Below are 14,348 nucleotides of genomic sequence, written 5' to 3'. Positions count from 1 at the left end.
CCGCTACGCCAGTCCGCCGCCGACCGGCGCGAACGAGGAGACCGTCGTCTTCGCCCCGGTCGGGAAGGGTGGCGCCGCGACCAAGGAGAAGCCCGCCCCCGCGCCGCTGGGCAAGGGCGGCGTCGCGATCCGGACGGCCGGCGAAATCCTCATCACGCTGGGCCTGGTCGTGCTGCTGTTCATGGTCTACGAGCTCTACGTGACCGACCTGTTCTCGGCCGGCAAGCAGTCCGAGGCGAGCGACCAGCTCGACGGCGAGTGGGCGCACGACCGGACGCTGCACCCCGAGCTGATCGACGGCAAGGCGTTCGCCCGGATCCACATCCCGACGTTCGGCGTCGACTACAACTTCACCATCCAGGAGGGCACCGACGAGGCCGCCCTGGAAGTCGGCCCCGGCCACTACAAGGGCACGTCGCTGCCCGGCGAGCCCGGCAACTTCGCCGTGGCCGGCCACCGCGTCGGCAAGGGTGCCCCGTTCAACGACCTGGACAACCTCTCCTCTTGTGACCAGATCGTGATCGAAACCTCGACCGACTTCTACATCTACAAGGTGCTGCCCTACGACGACGAGGTCGAGAACTGGGCGGGCACCAAGGGCGCCGACCCCAAGTGCAAGGGCGTCTCGACCCTGCGCGACCCGAACACCGAAGGCGGCGGCGCGTACAGCGAGACGTTCGGCCGCAAGGTCGTCCTGCCCAGCGAGGGCACGGCGGTGAACCCGGTCCCGTACAAGGACGCCGACACGCTCCCGAAGGCCCAGCAGGCGGCGCTGCTCACGCTCACGACGTGCCACCCGCAGTTCTCCGCCCGCGAGCGGCTCATCATCACCTCGGTGCTGACCCAGCAGGTGCCGAAGAACCAGGTCAAGGACTACGGCGACCTGCTTTCGAAAATCGGGGAGGCCTGATGTACGCCTGGCTGTGGCGGAAGTTCCCCGGCCCGTTCGCGGTGAAGCTGACGATCGCGGTGGTCCTCGTGCTCGGCGTGGTCGCGCTGCTAATGTTCGTGATCTTCCCGTGGCTGGAGCCCCGGCTGTGGTTCAACGAGGTCGCGGTCAACTGAGGTTCGGCGTCTTCCTGGTCAGCGGCCGGTTCCCCGGCCAGTCGGACGGCGACGTCCTGCGCCGGTCCGTTCGCGCCGCCGAGCTGGCCGAGGAAGCCGGCTTCGACGACGTCTGGTTCGCCGAACACCACTTCCTGCCCTACGGCGTCTGCCCGTCGGCCATCACGCTGGCCGGGCACGTGCTCGGGCGGACGTCGCGGATCGGCGTCGGGACCGCGGTGAGCGTCCTGTCGACCACGCACCCGGTCGCGCTCGCCGAGCAGTGGGCGATGCTCGACGCCGTCTCCGGCGGGCGGCTGCGGCTCGGCGTCGGGCGCGGTGGTCCCTGGCAGGACCTCGAGGTCTTCGGCACCGGGCTGGACCGCTACGAGACCGGCTTCGAGGAAACCCTCGACGTCTTCCTGCGCGCCACCACCGGCCGGGTGCACGCGCGAGGGCGGCACTTCGCGTTCCGGGACGTGCCCGTGGTGCCCGCGCCCGAACGGCGGCCGGACGTCGTCGTCGCGTGCGGTGGGCCGAAGTCGGATGCGGTGCGCCAAGCGGCGGCGAGGAACCTGCCGTTGCTGCTCGGCCTGCACGCGGACGACGAGGAGAAAGCCAAAACCGTCGCCGCCTACGGGAAGCCGGCGTCGCACGTCTCGACCGTGCTCTGCCAGGTGGGCGACGCCGACGTCGTCCGGCAGGCGCTCCCGGCGTGGCTGAAGGACGGGCTCGGCGCGCACGTGACGGTCGACGGGCGGCCGGGGCCGGCGCGGGATCCGGGCGAGTACACCGAACGGCTCTGCGCGATCCACCCCGTCGGCGACGCGGAGCACTGCGTGCGGACCCTGGAGACGAGCCTCCGGCGCACCGGCGTCTCCCACGTGCTGATGCTCGTGGAAGCGTCGGGTACGCCGGAGGGCACGTACGCGAACATCGCGCGGATCGGCACCGAGGTGCTGCCCGCGCTGCGGGCTAGCAGTCCCGCAGTTCCGGGCTCTGGTTGAGCAGCTGGCCGCGCGGCGAGACGAACGCGCGGTAGCGGTCACCGTCCACTTCGGACGTCTTGAACACAGCGACCCGGTGGCAGTTCTGGAACGCCAGCTTGACGCCGAAGTGCCGCTCGAGGCCGCCGCGGATCGCGTCCGAGGCCAGTGCCCGCAGCAGCTGCCCGCGGGCGGCCTCGCTCGGCGGCGGCGTCTCGTTGTCGGCGAAGCCGTCCGCCGCGCCCTCGGCGTCGGCGATGACGCCGGTGATGACCTCCCAGGCGTACGGCAGGGATTCCTTGACGCAGGTGACGAACTCGGCGTCGGTGACCTCCCCGCGCTCGGCCTTCTCCAGCAGCGCGGGTGACACGTCCAGGGACATCGAACCTCCAGTTTGAGCAGGGCCACCCTCTTGGCTACCGGCCGGGTGGCCCGGCCACAAGAGAAAACGATGATCATCACCAATATGGCGGATGGCCGGTCACTCCCAGCGAAAGAGCTTCGCCGCCAGTGCCGTCCCGATCGCGGCGAAGGCGCCGAGCACGACCAGCTGCAGTGGTTGCACGCCGGCGCCGACCCACGCGTCCTGCAGCGGCTGGGTGCCCGGCGGGACGTAGTCGCCGATCCGCCGCAGCACCTCCGGCAGCAGCGGCCGCGGCAGGTAGACCCCGCCGAAGAACATCGTCGGCAGGAACGCGACCAGCGCGAACCCGCCCGCGCTCTTGGCCGTCCGGGCGACCGCGGCCGCCAGCAGGCCGAACGCGAACATCGAGACCGTGCCGAGCAGCAGCGTCAGCACGAACGACAACGGGTGCTTCGGCAGCGGGACGTCGTAGGCGGCGTGGGCCACGCCCAGGGTCAGGCCGATGCCCGCCAGCGCCACGACGACGTGGATCAGCAGCTGCGCGCCCAGCAGGTTCGCCGGGTGCACCGGGGTGGTGGCCAGCCGGCGCAGCACGCCCTGCTCGCGGTAGGCGGCGACGGCGCCCGGGATCGACTGCAGCGCCAGCATCGCCAGGCTGATCACGACCACCGACGGCACCCAGGCGTCGATGAACCGGAGCCCGCCGGCGGCCGGGCTGGGTTCGGTCATGCCGGGGATCGCCCCGACGGCGAGCAGGATCGCGGCCGGCAGCAGGACGCCGGCGATCGCCATGAACGGCGAGCGGAGGAAGAGCTTCGTTTCGGTGGTGGTGATCTTGGCGAAGGTGTTCACAGTGCGCTCCCGGTCAGCGAGACGAACGCGTCGTCCAAAGTGGCCGCTCCGGCCGCGGCGCGGAGCTCGGTCGGGGTGCCGGTCGCGACCACGCGCCCGGCGTCGAAGATCGCGACGCGGTCGCAGAGCCGCTCGGCTTCGTCCATGAAGTGGGTGACGAGCAGGACCGTGACGCCGGTGGCGCGCACGCCCTCGACGAGCTGCCACGTCTCACGGCGGGCGTGCGGGTCGAGGCCGGTGGTCAGCTCGTCGAGGATCGCCAGCTCGGGCTGCCCCACCAGGGCGAGCGCGATCGAGACGCGCTGCTTCTGGCCGCCGGAGAGCTTCCCGAACGGGCGGCGGGCGTGTGCGCGGAGGTCGAGCCGGTCGAGCAGGACGTCGATGTCGGCGGGATCCGGGTAGAACGACGCGAACAGCTCGAGCGCCTCGCGCACCCGCAGCTTCGCGGGCAGCTGGCTTTCCTGCAGCTGGACGCCGACGCGGCGGGTCAGCGCCGCCCGGTCGGCCGCCGGGTCGAGGCCGAGCACCGACAGCGTGCCGCTGTCGGCCCGGCGCAGGCCCTGGAGGCATTCGACGGTGGTGGTCTTCCCGGCGCCGTTCGTGCCGAGGATGCCGAAGATTTCGCCGCGCTCGACGGTGAACGAAACGCCGTCGACCGCGACCCGGGAGCCGTAGCGCTTGCGGAGGTCGGTGACTTCGATGAGGGGCATGGGAATCAAGCTACGAACCGGCGGCGGAACGCGGAATGACGCTGAAACCCCAGCTCAGGTAGCGTTTTGCTGAAGCGGGGGTGGGGCTGGGCCCACCCCTTCTGTGGGGCTTCGCGCATCGCGCCCGCGGGGGCCGTTCGGCGAGGATTCCGGGGGAAGGAGGTGCCGGGATGACGTACTCACGGGCCCTCGGCCGGGCGCTGGCGCTGGCCGCGCGGTCGCTGCTGAGCTGGTTCGACGTGCTGGTCGAGCTGATCGCGTTCGCGCTGCTGTGCGTCGGGCTGGTGTTCTTCCTCGGCCCCGCGGTCGAATGGGCCCGCGGCCGCTCGACGACGGCCCGTGCCCTCGCCGGACGCTGGTGCGGCGTCGAAGTCGGAACGCCGTACCAGCCCGAGCCGCCGGAGCCGGTGCGCGAGCGCGACGGCTGGTACCGCGACGGCAACACGCTCTACAAGCGGGCGTTCTGGATCCGCTGGCAGCACCGGCTCACCTGGGCGCTGGAGGACCCGGCGGCCGAGCGCGAGTTCGCGTGGCAGCTGGTGAACCCGCTCGTCACGCTGCTGCTGCCGGTCGCGGTGCTGTTCGGCGGGCCGCCGGTGCTGCGCGGCTACGGCCGGTGGACGCGCTGGTGGCTCGGTCCGCGGCCGCCCGTCGAACGCCGGCGGAACTGGTTGCAGCGGCACCTGGAATCGCTGGGCCACCAGATCGGCATCCTCGTGCTTTCCCTGGTGCAGTTCGTGTTCTCGGCGTGGCAGCTGGTCGTCATCGCCGCCGCGCTGCCGGTGGCGGCGCCGGTCGTGCTGTGGAGCCGGACCATCACCGACACGCTGCGCCGCGAAACCGGGACGTGGACCGGGGTGCGGATCACCCGCCCGTACCTGCCGCCGCCCGGGCTGCCGGTACCCCGTCCGGACGGGCTCTACCAGGTCGGCAAGCAGCTGTACGAGGAGCCGTTCTGGCCGGTGCAGCATGCGCGACGGCGGTGGGTCCTCGGCGACCGGGCCACCTGGCGCGACCTCGCCGGCGGCGGCCTGATCCCGCTCGTTTCGCTGGCGCTGACGCTGCCGACGGTCGCCTTGCTCGGCTGGGGGTTCGTCGGCCTGGCGACGCTGTGGATCTGGCGGCCGTTCGTGTCCTCACCGGTCCGCTGGCTGGTGCTGCCCGAGGTGTCGACGCACCTCGGCGCGCTCGCGCAGACCCCGCTGGCGCTGGCGATGATCGTCGCCGGCCTGGTCCCGACCACCTGGCTCGCCCGGCAGCAGGCACGGTTCGTCAAGCTGTGGCTCGGGCCGACCGAGTCGTCCCGGCTCGCCCGGCGCGTCGAACGGCTCAAGCAGACGCGCACCGACGTCACCGTCGCGCAGGCGGCGGAGCTGCGGCGCATCGAGCGCGACCTGCACGACGGCATTCAGTCCCGGCTGGTCGCGATGGGCATGAAGCTCGGCGCGGTCGAAGCGCTGGTGGACACTGATCCGGCCGCGGCGAAACGGCTCGCGGCCGAGCTGCGCGCGGCGTCGTCGGAGGCGCTCACCGAACTGCGCGTGCTGATCCGCGGCATCCACCCGCCGGTGCTGTCCGAGCGCGGGCTGCTCGACGCCGTGCGCGCGCTGGCACTGGACAGCCCGCTCAAGGTCCAGGTCACCGGCTCGCTGCCGGGCCGGTTGGAGGAACCGGTGGAGGCGTGCGCGTACTTCACGGTGTCGGAGCTGCTCGGCAACGCGGCCAAGCACGGCGCGAAGCGGGCGGCGATCGACGTTTCCTTCGACGGCGACCAGGTGACCCTGGTGGTGACCGACGAAGGCCCGGGCGGCGCGAACCCGGCGCGCGGGTCCGGACTCCGCGGGATCGTGCGCCGGCTCGGGGCCTTCGACGGTAGGTTGACGCTGACCAGCCCGATCGGCGGGCCGACCAGGGCGACCGTGGAGCTCCCGTGTCAGATACATCCGGGACTTCGTCCCGAGCCGGGGGCTTCGCCACCCGGAGCCCCCGAGGCGGACGACCCAGAACCGTCGTCGCCGAAGACCAGTACCTCCTCCGAGACGGTCTGACGCACTTGCTGGCCGCGCACGGCTTCGACGTCGTCGCGGCGGTCGGCAGTGGCCCGGAACTCGCGGACGCCTTGCGGGAGCACCGGCCGGACGTGTCCATTGTGGACGTCCGGATGCCGCCGACGAACACCGACGAGGGCCTGCAGGTCTCGCTGGCCGCCCGCCGGGAAACCCCGGGATTGCCGATTTTGGTGCTGTCGCAGCACGTCGAGCAGCTGTACGCGCGCGAGCTGCTCGCCGACGGCACGGGCGCGATCGGCTACCTGTTGAAGGACCGCGTGTTCAACGCGGACCAGTTCATCGACGCGGTCCGCCGGGTAGCCGCCGGCGGCACGGTGATGGACCCCGAGGTGATCGCGAAACTGGTGGCGGGCAACGCTTCCGACCCGCTGGCCGCGTTGACGCCCCGCGAGCGCGAGGTGCTGGGCCTGATGGCGGAAGGCTGTTCGAACGCGGCGATCGCGGCGAAGCTGCACTTCAGCGAAGGAGCGGTCGGCAAGCACACGGCGAACATCTTCGCGAAGCTCGGGATTTCGGCTTCGGACGACACGAACCGCCGCGTGCTGGCCGTCCTCGCCTACCTCGGCGCGGACGCCTAACCGCGCGAAACCCGCGTCATCTCCTCGCGTTCGACCACCTTGATCCGCTCGCGGCCCGCCGCCGAACCCAGCGCCTTCTCGTGCGCGTCCAGGCGGCCCCAGCCGTCCCACGTCGTGAACGGGATGCCGCGCGTGGCCAGGAAGTCGAGGATCGCGTCCGGTGACGAGAATTTCGGCTCCGCCAACGTGTCGGCGTCCGCCAGCAGGCTCGCGACGGTCTCCGCCGCGTCGCCCTTCGTGTGGCCGATCAGGCCGACCGGGCCGCGCTTGATCCAGCCCGTCACGTACACGCCCGGCAGCTGGTTCTCGTCCAGGTCGAGCACCCGGCCCGCCTGGTTCGGGACGACGCCGGCCGCGTGGTCGAAGGGGATCTCCGGCAGGTGCGAGGACAGGTAGCCGACCGCGCGGTAGACCGCCTGGACGTCCCAGTCGTGGAACTCGCCGGTGCCGCGCACGTTCCCGTCACCGGTCAGCTCGGTGCGTTCGGTGCGCAGCCCGGTCACGCGGCCGCCGGTGCCGACGATCTCGGCGGGGGAGTGGAAGAAGTGCAGGTGGAGCCGCCGCTGCCGGGTGCCGGGTTCGCGGATCGCCCACTCCTGCAGCGTCTTCACGACCATGTCGATCTGCTTCGACGCCCGCAGCGCCGCGATGCTGCCCTCGTCGAACTCGATGTCCTCGGGGTACACGATGACCTCGACGTTCGGCGAGTGGTCGAGCTCCCGCAGCTCCAGCGGCGTGAACTTCGCCTGCGCCGGCCCGCGGCGGCCGAACACGTGCACGTCGGTCACCGGGCTGGCCTTCAGGCCCTGGTAGACGTTGTCCGGGATGTCGGTGGTGAGCAGCTCGTCCGCCGTCTTCGCGAGGACGCGCGCGACGTCGAGGGCCACGTTGCCGACGCCGAGCACGGCGACCGAAGTCGCGGTCAGCGGCCAGGTCCGCGGCACGTCCGGGTGGCCGTCGTACCAGGACACGAAGTCGGCGGCGCCGTAGCTGCCGTCGAGGTCGGCGCCCGGGATGCCGAGCGCGCGGTCGGCCGACGCGCCGGTCGAGAAGATCACCGCGTCGTAGAACTCGCGCAGCTCGTCGAGCTTGATGTCGGTGCCGTAGTCGATGTTGCCGAGCAGCCGGATGTTCGGCTTCGACAGCACCTTCTCCAGCGCGGTCACGATGCCCTTGATGCGCGGGTGGTCGGGCGCGACGCCGTACCGGATCAGCCCGAACGGCGCCGGCATGCGCTCGAACAGGTCGATCTGCACATCGGCGTCGGACTTGTCCAGGATGTCGGCGGCGTAGATCCCGGCGGGACCGGCGCCCACCACGGCTACACGAAGAGTTCGGCTCACACGTTCCACCGTAAGTTAGGGTCACCTAACTCGAAATGTGATTTGGCGTACGGTCCACCTGGTGGGAGCGATCGGGTCGAGAGCAGTGCCCGATCGGGTGTTGAGGTCATGATCGACTCTTTGTTAGCTTCCCAAGCAGGGGAGGAACGCCTCCTTTCGACGAGTCGAAAGTGGTGTGGTAATGCTTGTTTTCCGACGTATCGGTCGTGTCTTTTTCGTATTCGCCGTGGCTGCCGCCGTGTCGGTCCCCGGGGTCGCCGGTGCTTCCACGCAGACGACCCCGCACTGCGGGTCGAACATCGTCTGCTGGTACCACGGCATCAACTTCACCCGAGGCGCCGATGCCTGGACGCCGATCGCGTCCGGCGACTGCCTGTCCTTCGCGGAGAAAGGCGCGGGGGTCGGCGAGTCCGCCGGGAACGGCAGCGACTACCCCGCCCGGTTCTGGTCGAACGGCAATTGCACCGGGATCAGCAAGATCGTGAATCCGCAGACCGAGAACCCCAATCTCGGGTTCCAGGCCTTTTCCCTCGGCGGAATCTAACGCGTGGAGTGCGGCTCCCGGGAGCCGGTAAGCTCGGCGCCATGCGCGTCCTCGTCGTCGACAACTACGACAGCTTCGTCTACAACCTGGTCCAGTACCTGGCCCAGCTCGGCGCCGACTGCACGGTCTGGCGCAACGACGTCGTGGACCTCGACCGCGTGCCCGAGTTCGACGCCGTGCTCGTCTCGCCCGGCCCGGGAACGCCCGAACGTGCTGGTCAGAGCATGGACGTCATCCGCAAGTGCGCCGAAACGCGCACGCCGATGCTCGGCGTCTGCCTCGGCCACCAGGCGCTCGGCGTCGTCTACGGCGCCACCGTCGACCGGGCGCCGGAGTTGCTCCACGGCAAGACGAGCCAGGTGCGGCACACCGGCGCCGGCATCCTCAAGGACCTGCCGGCCGAGTTCACGGCCACCCGGTACCACTCCTTGACCGTGCTGCCCGACACCATCGCCGAAGACGTCTTCGAGGTCACCGGGCGCACCGAGTCCGGCATCGTGATGGGCATGCGCCACCGCGAGCTGCCGCTGGAAGGCGTCCAGTTCCACCCGGAGTCCGTGCTCACCGAGGGCGGGCACCGGATGCTGGCGAACTGGCTGGCCGCCGCCGGTCACCCCGTCGACCCGGTCCGGGTGGACGAGCTCGAGCGCGCTACCAAGGCGCTCCAGAAGGCCGCTGTTGCGTGATCCGGCTCGCGGGGGTCGGCAAGCGGTACGGGCGCGGTGACTTCGTCCTCCGCGACGTCGACCTGACCGTCGAGCCCGGGCACGTCGTCGGCGTCCTCGGCAGCAACGGTTCCGGCAAGTCGACGCTGCTGCGGATCATGGCGGGCGTCTCGCACGCGACCACCGGCAGCATCACCGGCAGCCCGCGGATCGGGTACCTGCCCGATCGATTCCCGGCCGGCCAGCGCATGGGCGCGCGGGCGTACCTGCGGCACATGGCCCGCATCCACGGGCTCACCGACCTCTCGGTGATCGACCCGCTGCTGGAACGGCTGGCGCTGGTCGGCGGGCCGGCCGCGCCGCTGCGCACGCTGTCCAAGGGCAACGCGCAGAAGGTCGGGCTCGCGCAGGCCGTCATGGTGCGCCCCGACCTGCTGATCCTCGACGAGCCGTGGTCCGGCCTCGACGTCGGCACGCACGCGATCCTCGGCGAGCTCGTCGCCGAGACGCGGGCACGCGGGGCGAGCGTCGTGTTCACCGACCACCGCCCGCAGGTCGTGCACGACCACGCCGACGTCGTCCACCTCATCGACGAGGGCAGGCTCACGGCGGAGAGCAGCGAGCCGACCACCCGTATCGTCCTGCGCGGCGGCGCCACCGGCTGGGCCGACGAGCCCGGCGTGCGGCACGCGGTCGTCGAGGGCGCCCAGGTGGTGCTCACAGTCGAGGTCGCCGCGGTGGACGCGGTGCTGCTGCGGGCGCTGAAGGACGGCTGGTCGGTGCGGGAGGTGGCGCCGTGCTCGCCATGACCCGCTACTACTTCGTGCTGCTCGGCCATTCGCAGCGGTACCTGCCCGCGCTGCTGGCCTACCTCGCGCTCTGCGTGATCCTCTACGCCGACCCGAACTCGCCGCCGCTGCCGCTGTTCGGCGTGAGCGCCGGCGGCCTGCTGGTCGTGTCGTGCTGGCTGACGATCGCCCTGCTCGACATCGAGGACCCGGTCCAGCGCCTGGTGACCCTCAGCCATGCCCGCCACTGGCGGCGGCTGGTCACCGGCGCGATCCTCACCGTGCTGGCCTGTTCGCTGGTCCTGACGGTGATCACCGAGGTGTGGTCGGCGCTCAAGTCGTTCAAGGTCCAGCCGTCGGCGCTGGGCATCGGGCTGCTCGCCCACCTCGCGTGCGCGCTGCTGGGCATCGCGATCGCCCTCCCGTGCTCGCGGCTGCTGGTGCACCGGATCGGCTGGACGGTGCTCGCCGCCGTCGTCACGCTGATCGTCGTGCTGCTGGCGAAGATCCCGCTGGTCCACCCGCTGCTGCACGCCCTGACCGACGAGGAACCGGTTGCCGGCCCGCTGGTGCTCGCACTCGGGACCTCGGTGGCGCTGCTGGCCGTCAGCTTCTTTGCCGTCTCGGCTCTGGTCCGCCACCGCTCGTGATTGCAAATTGCAGAATTCAATTCCCGGCCCGGACTTCCTGCCGGACCAGGTGGCCGACTAAGGTTCGGGGCCTCTCCGGTTCCGGGTGAAGGGAGAACGGGTGACGGCTGGGATCGTCGCGATCACCGTGCCAGACTCCGACGGCGAGCTCCCCGAGCTCGCCGCCTGGCTGCGCGGAGAGGACGAACTCCGCGGCCGCGTCCAGCTCTTCGACGCCGTCGTGGTCGGCGTGACGAGCAATTCCGCCGGTGTCTTCTGCAGCTCCCTCTTCGCGTGGTTGCGCCGGTGCCGCGAAGCCCGCGTCTCCCTGAAGGTCAAACGCTCCGGCGCGGCCGAGGAACTCGAACTCGACTGCGGCCCGGCGAGCGACGCCGAGCAGGTCCTCGGCGCCGTCCGGGGCTTCCTCGACAAAGCCTGAACGACGAAAAAGCCCCGCACGGTTCGCCGTGCGGGGCCTTTTCGTCACCTCGTCAGGAGGTTGTCGGTGTCGGTGTCGGGAACGGGAAGCCGCCGTTCTCCGCGACGCCGACGGTGATGTTCTGGTCCTTGCTGATCTGCGTACCTGGCTGCACGCTCTGCTTGGTGACCGTGCCTTCCGGCTGCTTGCTGGACTTGTCGGACTGCTGCCGGAGGGTTCCGGTCCAGCCCATGCTCTCCAGCTTCGCCTGCGCGTCTTCGACGGTCATCCCGATCAGCGTCGGCATCTGGATCTGGTCGGTGTTCTCCGGACCCGTCGACACCGTGAGCGTGATCGTCTGACCCACGGCCAGCGAACCGCCGTTCGGGTTCTGCGTGATGACACTGTCCTTCGGCACCGAATCCGAAGCCTGCTCGACCTTCTTCGTCTTGAAACCGAGCGCGCGCAACGACGAGTCGGCCTGCGAGTACGGCTTGCCCGTGAAGTCCTGAACCTGCTTGAGCTCCTTGGACTTCGCGACCGTGATCTGCACGCTGGTGCCCTCGTCGACCTCCGAGGACGCCGTCGGTGTCTGGTTCTGCACCAGGCCGGCCTGGTTCGGGTCGTCGACCTCGATTTCCTGGACGTCCGGGTTCAGCGTCAGCTTCGCGTCGGTCAGCGCCTTCTCCGCCTGGTCGCGGGTCTTGCCCTTGAGGTCCGGCACGTTGGCCTTGCCGGGCGCGACGCCGACGTACAGCGTGATCTTCGTGGAGGTCGCGACCTGGGTGCCGACCCCCGGGTCGATCTTGATGACGTTGTTGATGTCGTCCTGGGTGCAGGACGGGCTGCCGTCGGTCGGCTGCACGCCGCAGGTGATGTTCTTCGTGTCGAAGGTCTTGAAGCCCTTGCCCATCAGGGTTTCCTTGGCCTGCGGCACCCGCTGGTGCAGCACGTCCGGGATCGCCACCGTGGCGTTCTCGTTGCTCTTGAACGAACCCGACAGCCACATGATCAGCAGCACCGCGCCCAGCACGAACAGCGCGGCGAGCGCGGCCAGGATCGTGCGGCGGCGGCGCTTGGCCTTCGGGTCCTCGTCGTCCGGCTCGTTGTACTCCTCGTAGCGCTGAGGCTGGCGCCGGTCGGCGTTCATGACCTGCGTGCGCTCGTCCTCGGACATCACCATCGGCGCCGCCGGGCGCTGGCCCGACAGGGTGCGCACCAGGTCCGAACGCATCTCCGCCGCCGACTGGTAGCGGTTCGCCGGGCCCTTCGCGAGCGCCTTCAGCACGACGGCGTCGAGCTCCGGGGCCACCGCCGGGTTCACCGACGACGGCGGGTTCGGGTCCTCCCGGACGTGCTGGTAGGCCACCGCGACCGGGGAGTCCCCGGTGAACGGCGGCTCGCCGGTGATGAGCTCGTAGAGCACGCAACCCGCGGCGTAGACGTCGGAACGGGCGTCGACGGACTCACCGCGGGCCTGCTCCGGCGACAGGTACTGCGCCGTGCCGATCACCGCGGCGGTCTGGGTCATGGCGGACTGGCCGTCGTGCATCGCGCGCGCGATGCCGAAGTCCATCACCTTGACCGCGCCGTTCTTCGTGATCATCACGTTGGCCGGCTTGACGTCGCGGTGCACGATGCCGTGGCGGTGCGAGAAGTCCAGCGCCGCGCAGACGTCGGCCATGACCTCCATCGCGCGCTTCTGCGACATCGGGCCTTCGGTCTTGACGATGTCGCGCAGCGTCCGGCCTTCGACGTACTCCATGACGATGTACGGCAGCGGCCCGAACTCGGTGTTGGCCTCACCCGTGTCGTAGACCGCGACGATCGCCGGGTGGTTCAGCGCGGCGGCGTTCTGTGCCTCGCGGCGGAAGCGCTCCTGGAACTGCGGGTCCCTGGCGAGGTCGGCACGGAGGATCTTGATCGCGACTTCCCGGCCGAGGCGCACGTCGTGGCCGTGATGGACCTCGGACATGCCTCCGTAGCCGAGCGTTTCGCCCAGCTCGTACCGGTTGGAGAGCAGTCTGGGTGTGCTCATCTCTGGGTGCCGTTCCATTCCGTCCAAGGTGTGGTCATGATGCCTTGCTGGCCATCGTCGGTCGTGCCGGGAGACTCCGCCGGTAGGACACTCGTCGCGGGCGGCTCTTCCGTGGGCGGCTGTCTGCCCGGGACCACCTCGCTCGACGTCTGCCCGGTGTGCGGTGGCGGGCCGGAACTGCCGATCATCTTGGCGATCAGCACGATCCCCGCCACCAGGACAACGAGCAGGATGGCCGCGAGGAGCGCCCACCAGCCCCACTGGGACTTCTTCTTCGGGACCGGCATCATGACCGGCCGCACCGCGGGGCGGGACGGCGGGCCGATGACGACCATGGGGTTCACCGCCGGGGACGGCGGGCCGACCGGCACGTGCTGCTGCTGCGGCGGGACCGGCTGCGGCGGAACCTGTTGCTGCGGCGGCTGTTGCTGCGGTTGCTGGCCGGTCGCGTAGGCGGCGTTGACCAGCCCGGACGGCGTGGGCAGCGGCAGCCCGGCGCGGACCGCGGCGACGGCGGCCGCGAACTCGCCGCCGTTGTTGTAGCGCTGCCGCGGGTCCTTGACCAGCGTCGCCTCGATCACCGCGCGGGCCGCGGGCGGCACGTCGGGTGGGAGCGGCGGCGCGATGTCGCGGATGTGCATCATCGCGACCGTGACGGCGTTCTCGGAGAGGAACGGCCGGTGCCCGGCGAGGCATTCGTACCCGCACACCGCGAGCGAGTAGACGTCGGACGCCGGCTCGGCCGGGTGCCCGAGCGCCTGCTCCGGCGCGATGTAGTGCGCGGTGCCCATGACCATGCCGGACCGGGTGACCGGGGCGGCGTCGGCGGCCTTCGCCACCCCGAAGTCGGTGATCTTGACCTGGCCCGTCGACGTCACCAGGATGTTGCCCGGCTTGACGTCGCGGTGGACCAGGCCCTGCTCGTGCGCGGCCTGCAGCGCGTTGCCCGCCTGCTCGAGCATGTCGAGCGTGAACTCCGCCGACAGCCGCCCGTGCTTGGCCAGCAAGCCGGCCAGCGGGTCGCCGTCGACGAGCTCCATCACGAGGTACGCGATCGACAGGTCGCCGTCGAACACGGTCTCGCCGTAGTCGTGCACCGCGGCGATGCCGGGGTGGTTCAGCGACGCCGTCATCCGCGCTTCGGTCCGGAAGCGGTGGAGGAATTCGGCGTCACCGGAGAGCTCGGCCTTGAGGATCTTGACGGCCACGGTCCGGTCCAGCCGGGTGTCGCTGGCCTGCCAGACCTCGCCCATCCCGCCGACGGCGATCCGGCTCGTCAGCTTGTACCTCTCGGCCAGCAGCTGGCCCGAGGACAGCATC

General features: G+C 70.6%; 16 protein-coding genes. 10 read left to right on the top strand and 6 right to left on the bottom strand.

From position 1 onward, the window contains the following. From G3I65_RS04700 to G3I65_RS04695, 3 genes are all read left to right on the top strand, one after another. Positions 1-910 (top strand): class E sortase (locus tag G3I65_RS04700; protein ID WP_160694993.1); only part of this gene is annotated, 910 nt, incomplete at its 5' end. Then, positions 910-1,065 (top strand): hypothetical protein, encoded by a 156-nt coding sequence (locus G3I65_RS56350; RefSeq protein ID WP_125309437.1) that lies wholly within the window; start codon positions 910-912, stop codon positions 1,063-1,065. The genes G3I65_RS04700 and G3I65_RS56350, both read left to right, overlap by 1 nt. Further along, positions 1,038-2,051 (top strand): LLM class flavin-dependent oxidoreductase, encoded by a 1,014-nt coding sequence (locus tag G3I65_RS04695; RefSeq protein ID WP_309235263.1) that lies wholly within the window; start codon positions 1,038-1,040, stop codon positions 2,049-2,051. The genes G3I65_RS56350 and G3I65_RS04695 overlap by 28 nt, the downstream gene beginning before the upstream one ends. On the opposite strand, the gene G3I65_RS04690 is transcribed toward G3I65_RS04695, so the two are convergent. The 3 genes from G3I65_RS04690 to G3I65_RS04680 all read right to left on the bottom strand — a co-directional run bounded on the left by G3I65_RS04690 (position 2,020) and on the right by G3I65_RS04680 (position 3,956). Continuing rightward, positions 2,020-2,412, bottom strand: coding sequence for an SCO5389 family protein (locus G3I65_RS04690; RefSeq protein ID WP_086856199.1), 393 nt, complete (start codon positions 2,410-2,412; stop codon positions 2,020-2,022). The genes G3I65_RS04695 and G3I65_RS04690 overlap by 32 nt on opposite strands. A gap of 99 nt (positions 2,413-2,511) precedes the next feature. Beyond that, on the bottom strand, positions 2,512-3,246 hold the full coding sequence (locus tag G3I65_RS04685; RefSeq protein ID WP_160694991.1) for an ABC transporter permease: 735 nt from the start codon (positions 3,244-3,246) through the stop codon (positions 2,512-2,514). After that, the gene (locus G3I65_RS04680) at positions 3,243-3,956 is read right to left on the bottom strand and encodes an ABC transporter ATP-binding protein (RefSeq protein WP_160694990.1); all 714 of its coding nucleotides are present in this window, start codon (positions 3,954-3,956) and stop codon (positions 3,243-3,245) included. The genes G3I65_RS04685 and G3I65_RS04680 overlap by 4 nt, the downstream gene beginning before the upstream one ends. Before the next feature lie 170 nt (positions 3,957-4,126). On the opposite strand from G3I65_RS04680, the gene G3I65_RS04675 reads away from it, so the two are divergent. Both G3I65_RS04675 and G3I65_RS04670 read left to right on the top strand, forming a co-directional pair. Beyond that, complete coding sequence (locus G3I65_RS04675) at positions 4,127-6,004, top strand: histidine kinase (protein ID WP_160694989.1); 1,878 nt, start codon at positions 4,127-4,129, stop codon at positions 6,002-6,004. Continuing rightward, positions 6,001-6,603, top strand: coding sequence for a response regulator transcription factor (locus G3I65_RS04670; RefSeq protein WP_160694998.1), 603 nt, complete (start codon positions 6,001-6,003; stop codon positions 6,601-6,603). Before G3I65_RS04675 ends, G3I65_RS04670 begins: the two co-directional genes overlap by 4 nt. Here G3I65_RS04670 and G3I65_RS04665 read toward each other — a convergent pair. Next, entirely contained in the window at positions 6,600-7,919 is a 1,320-nt protein-coding gene (locus G3I65_RS04665; protein ID WP_160694997.1) for an FAD-dependent oxidoreductase, read from the bottom strand. The two genes, G3I65_RS04670 and G3I65_RS04665, sit on opposite strands and share 4 nt — an antisense overlap. A gap of 253 nt (positions 7,920-8,172) precedes the next feature. On the opposite strand from G3I65_RS04665, the gene G3I65_RS04660 reads away from it, so the two are divergent. The 5 genes from G3I65_RS04660 (at position 8,173) to G3I65_RS04640 (ending at position 11,011) form a co-directional block, all read left to right on the top strand. Further along, positions 8,173-8,490, top strand: a complete 318-nt coding sequence (locus G3I65_RS04660; RefSeq protein WP_160694988.1) for a hypothetical protein — start codon at positions 8,173-8,175, stop codon at positions 8,488-8,490. Between the two features lie 41 nt (positions 8,491-8,531). Continuing rightward, positions 8,532-9,176: an aminodeoxychorismate/anthranilate synthase component II gene (locus tag G3I65_RS04655; RefSeq protein WP_125309449.1), complete on the top strand. Its 645-nt coding sequence runs from the start codon at positions 8,532-8,534 to the stop codon at positions 9,174-9,176. Continuing rightward, entirely contained in the window at positions 9,173-9,964 is a 792-nt protein-coding gene (locus G3I65_RS04650; protein WP_160694987.1) for an ABC transporter ATP-binding protein, read from the top strand. The genes G3I65_RS04655 and G3I65_RS04650 overlap by 4 nt, the downstream gene beginning before the upstream one ends. After that, entirely contained in the window at positions 9,952-10,593 is a 642-nt protein-coding gene (locus tag G3I65_RS04645; RefSeq protein ID WP_160694986.1) for a hypothetical protein, read from the top strand. The genes G3I65_RS04650 and G3I65_RS04645 overlap by 13 nt, the downstream gene beginning before the upstream one ends. A gap of 100 nt (positions 10,594-10,693) precedes the next feature. Beyond that, positions 10,694-11,011 carry a hypothetical protein gene (locus tag G3I65_RS04640; RefSeq protein WP_086856190.1) on the top strand — a complete coding sequence of 106 codons (318 nt, stop codon included), beginning with the start codon at positions 10,694-10,696 and terminating at the stop codon, positions 11,009-11,011. Positions 11,012-11,063: 52 nt separating this feature from the next. Here G3I65_RS04640 and pknB read toward each other — a convergent pair whose 3' ends face one another. Together pknB and G3I65_RS04630 are read right to left on the bottom strand one after the other, a co-directional pair. Beyond that, complete coding sequence (gene pknB / locus G3I65_RS04635; protein ID WP_160694985.1) at positions 11,064-13,028, bottom strand: Stk1 family PASTA domain-containing Ser/Thr kinase; 1,965 nt, start codon at positions 13,026-13,028, stop codon at positions 11,064-11,066. Beyond that, positions 13,025-14,347, bottom strand: a complete 1,323-nt coding sequence (locus tag G3I65_RS04630; protein ID WP_160694984.1) for a serine/threonine-protein kinase — start codon at positions 14,345-14,347, stop codon at positions 13,025-13,027. Before G3I65_RS04630 ends, pknB begins: the two co-directional genes overlap by 4 nt. Position 14,348 lies beyond the last annotated feature (1 nt).

Origin of the sequence: Amycolatopsis sp. SID8362, from assembly GCF_010550475.1 — a bacterium.
Classification (GTDB): domain Bacteria; phylum Actinomycetota; class Actinomycetes; order Mycobacteriales; family Pseudonocardiaceae; genus Amycolatopsis; species Amycolatopsis eburnea.
This window is presented reverse-complemented; position numbering and strand designations above follow the sequence as displayed.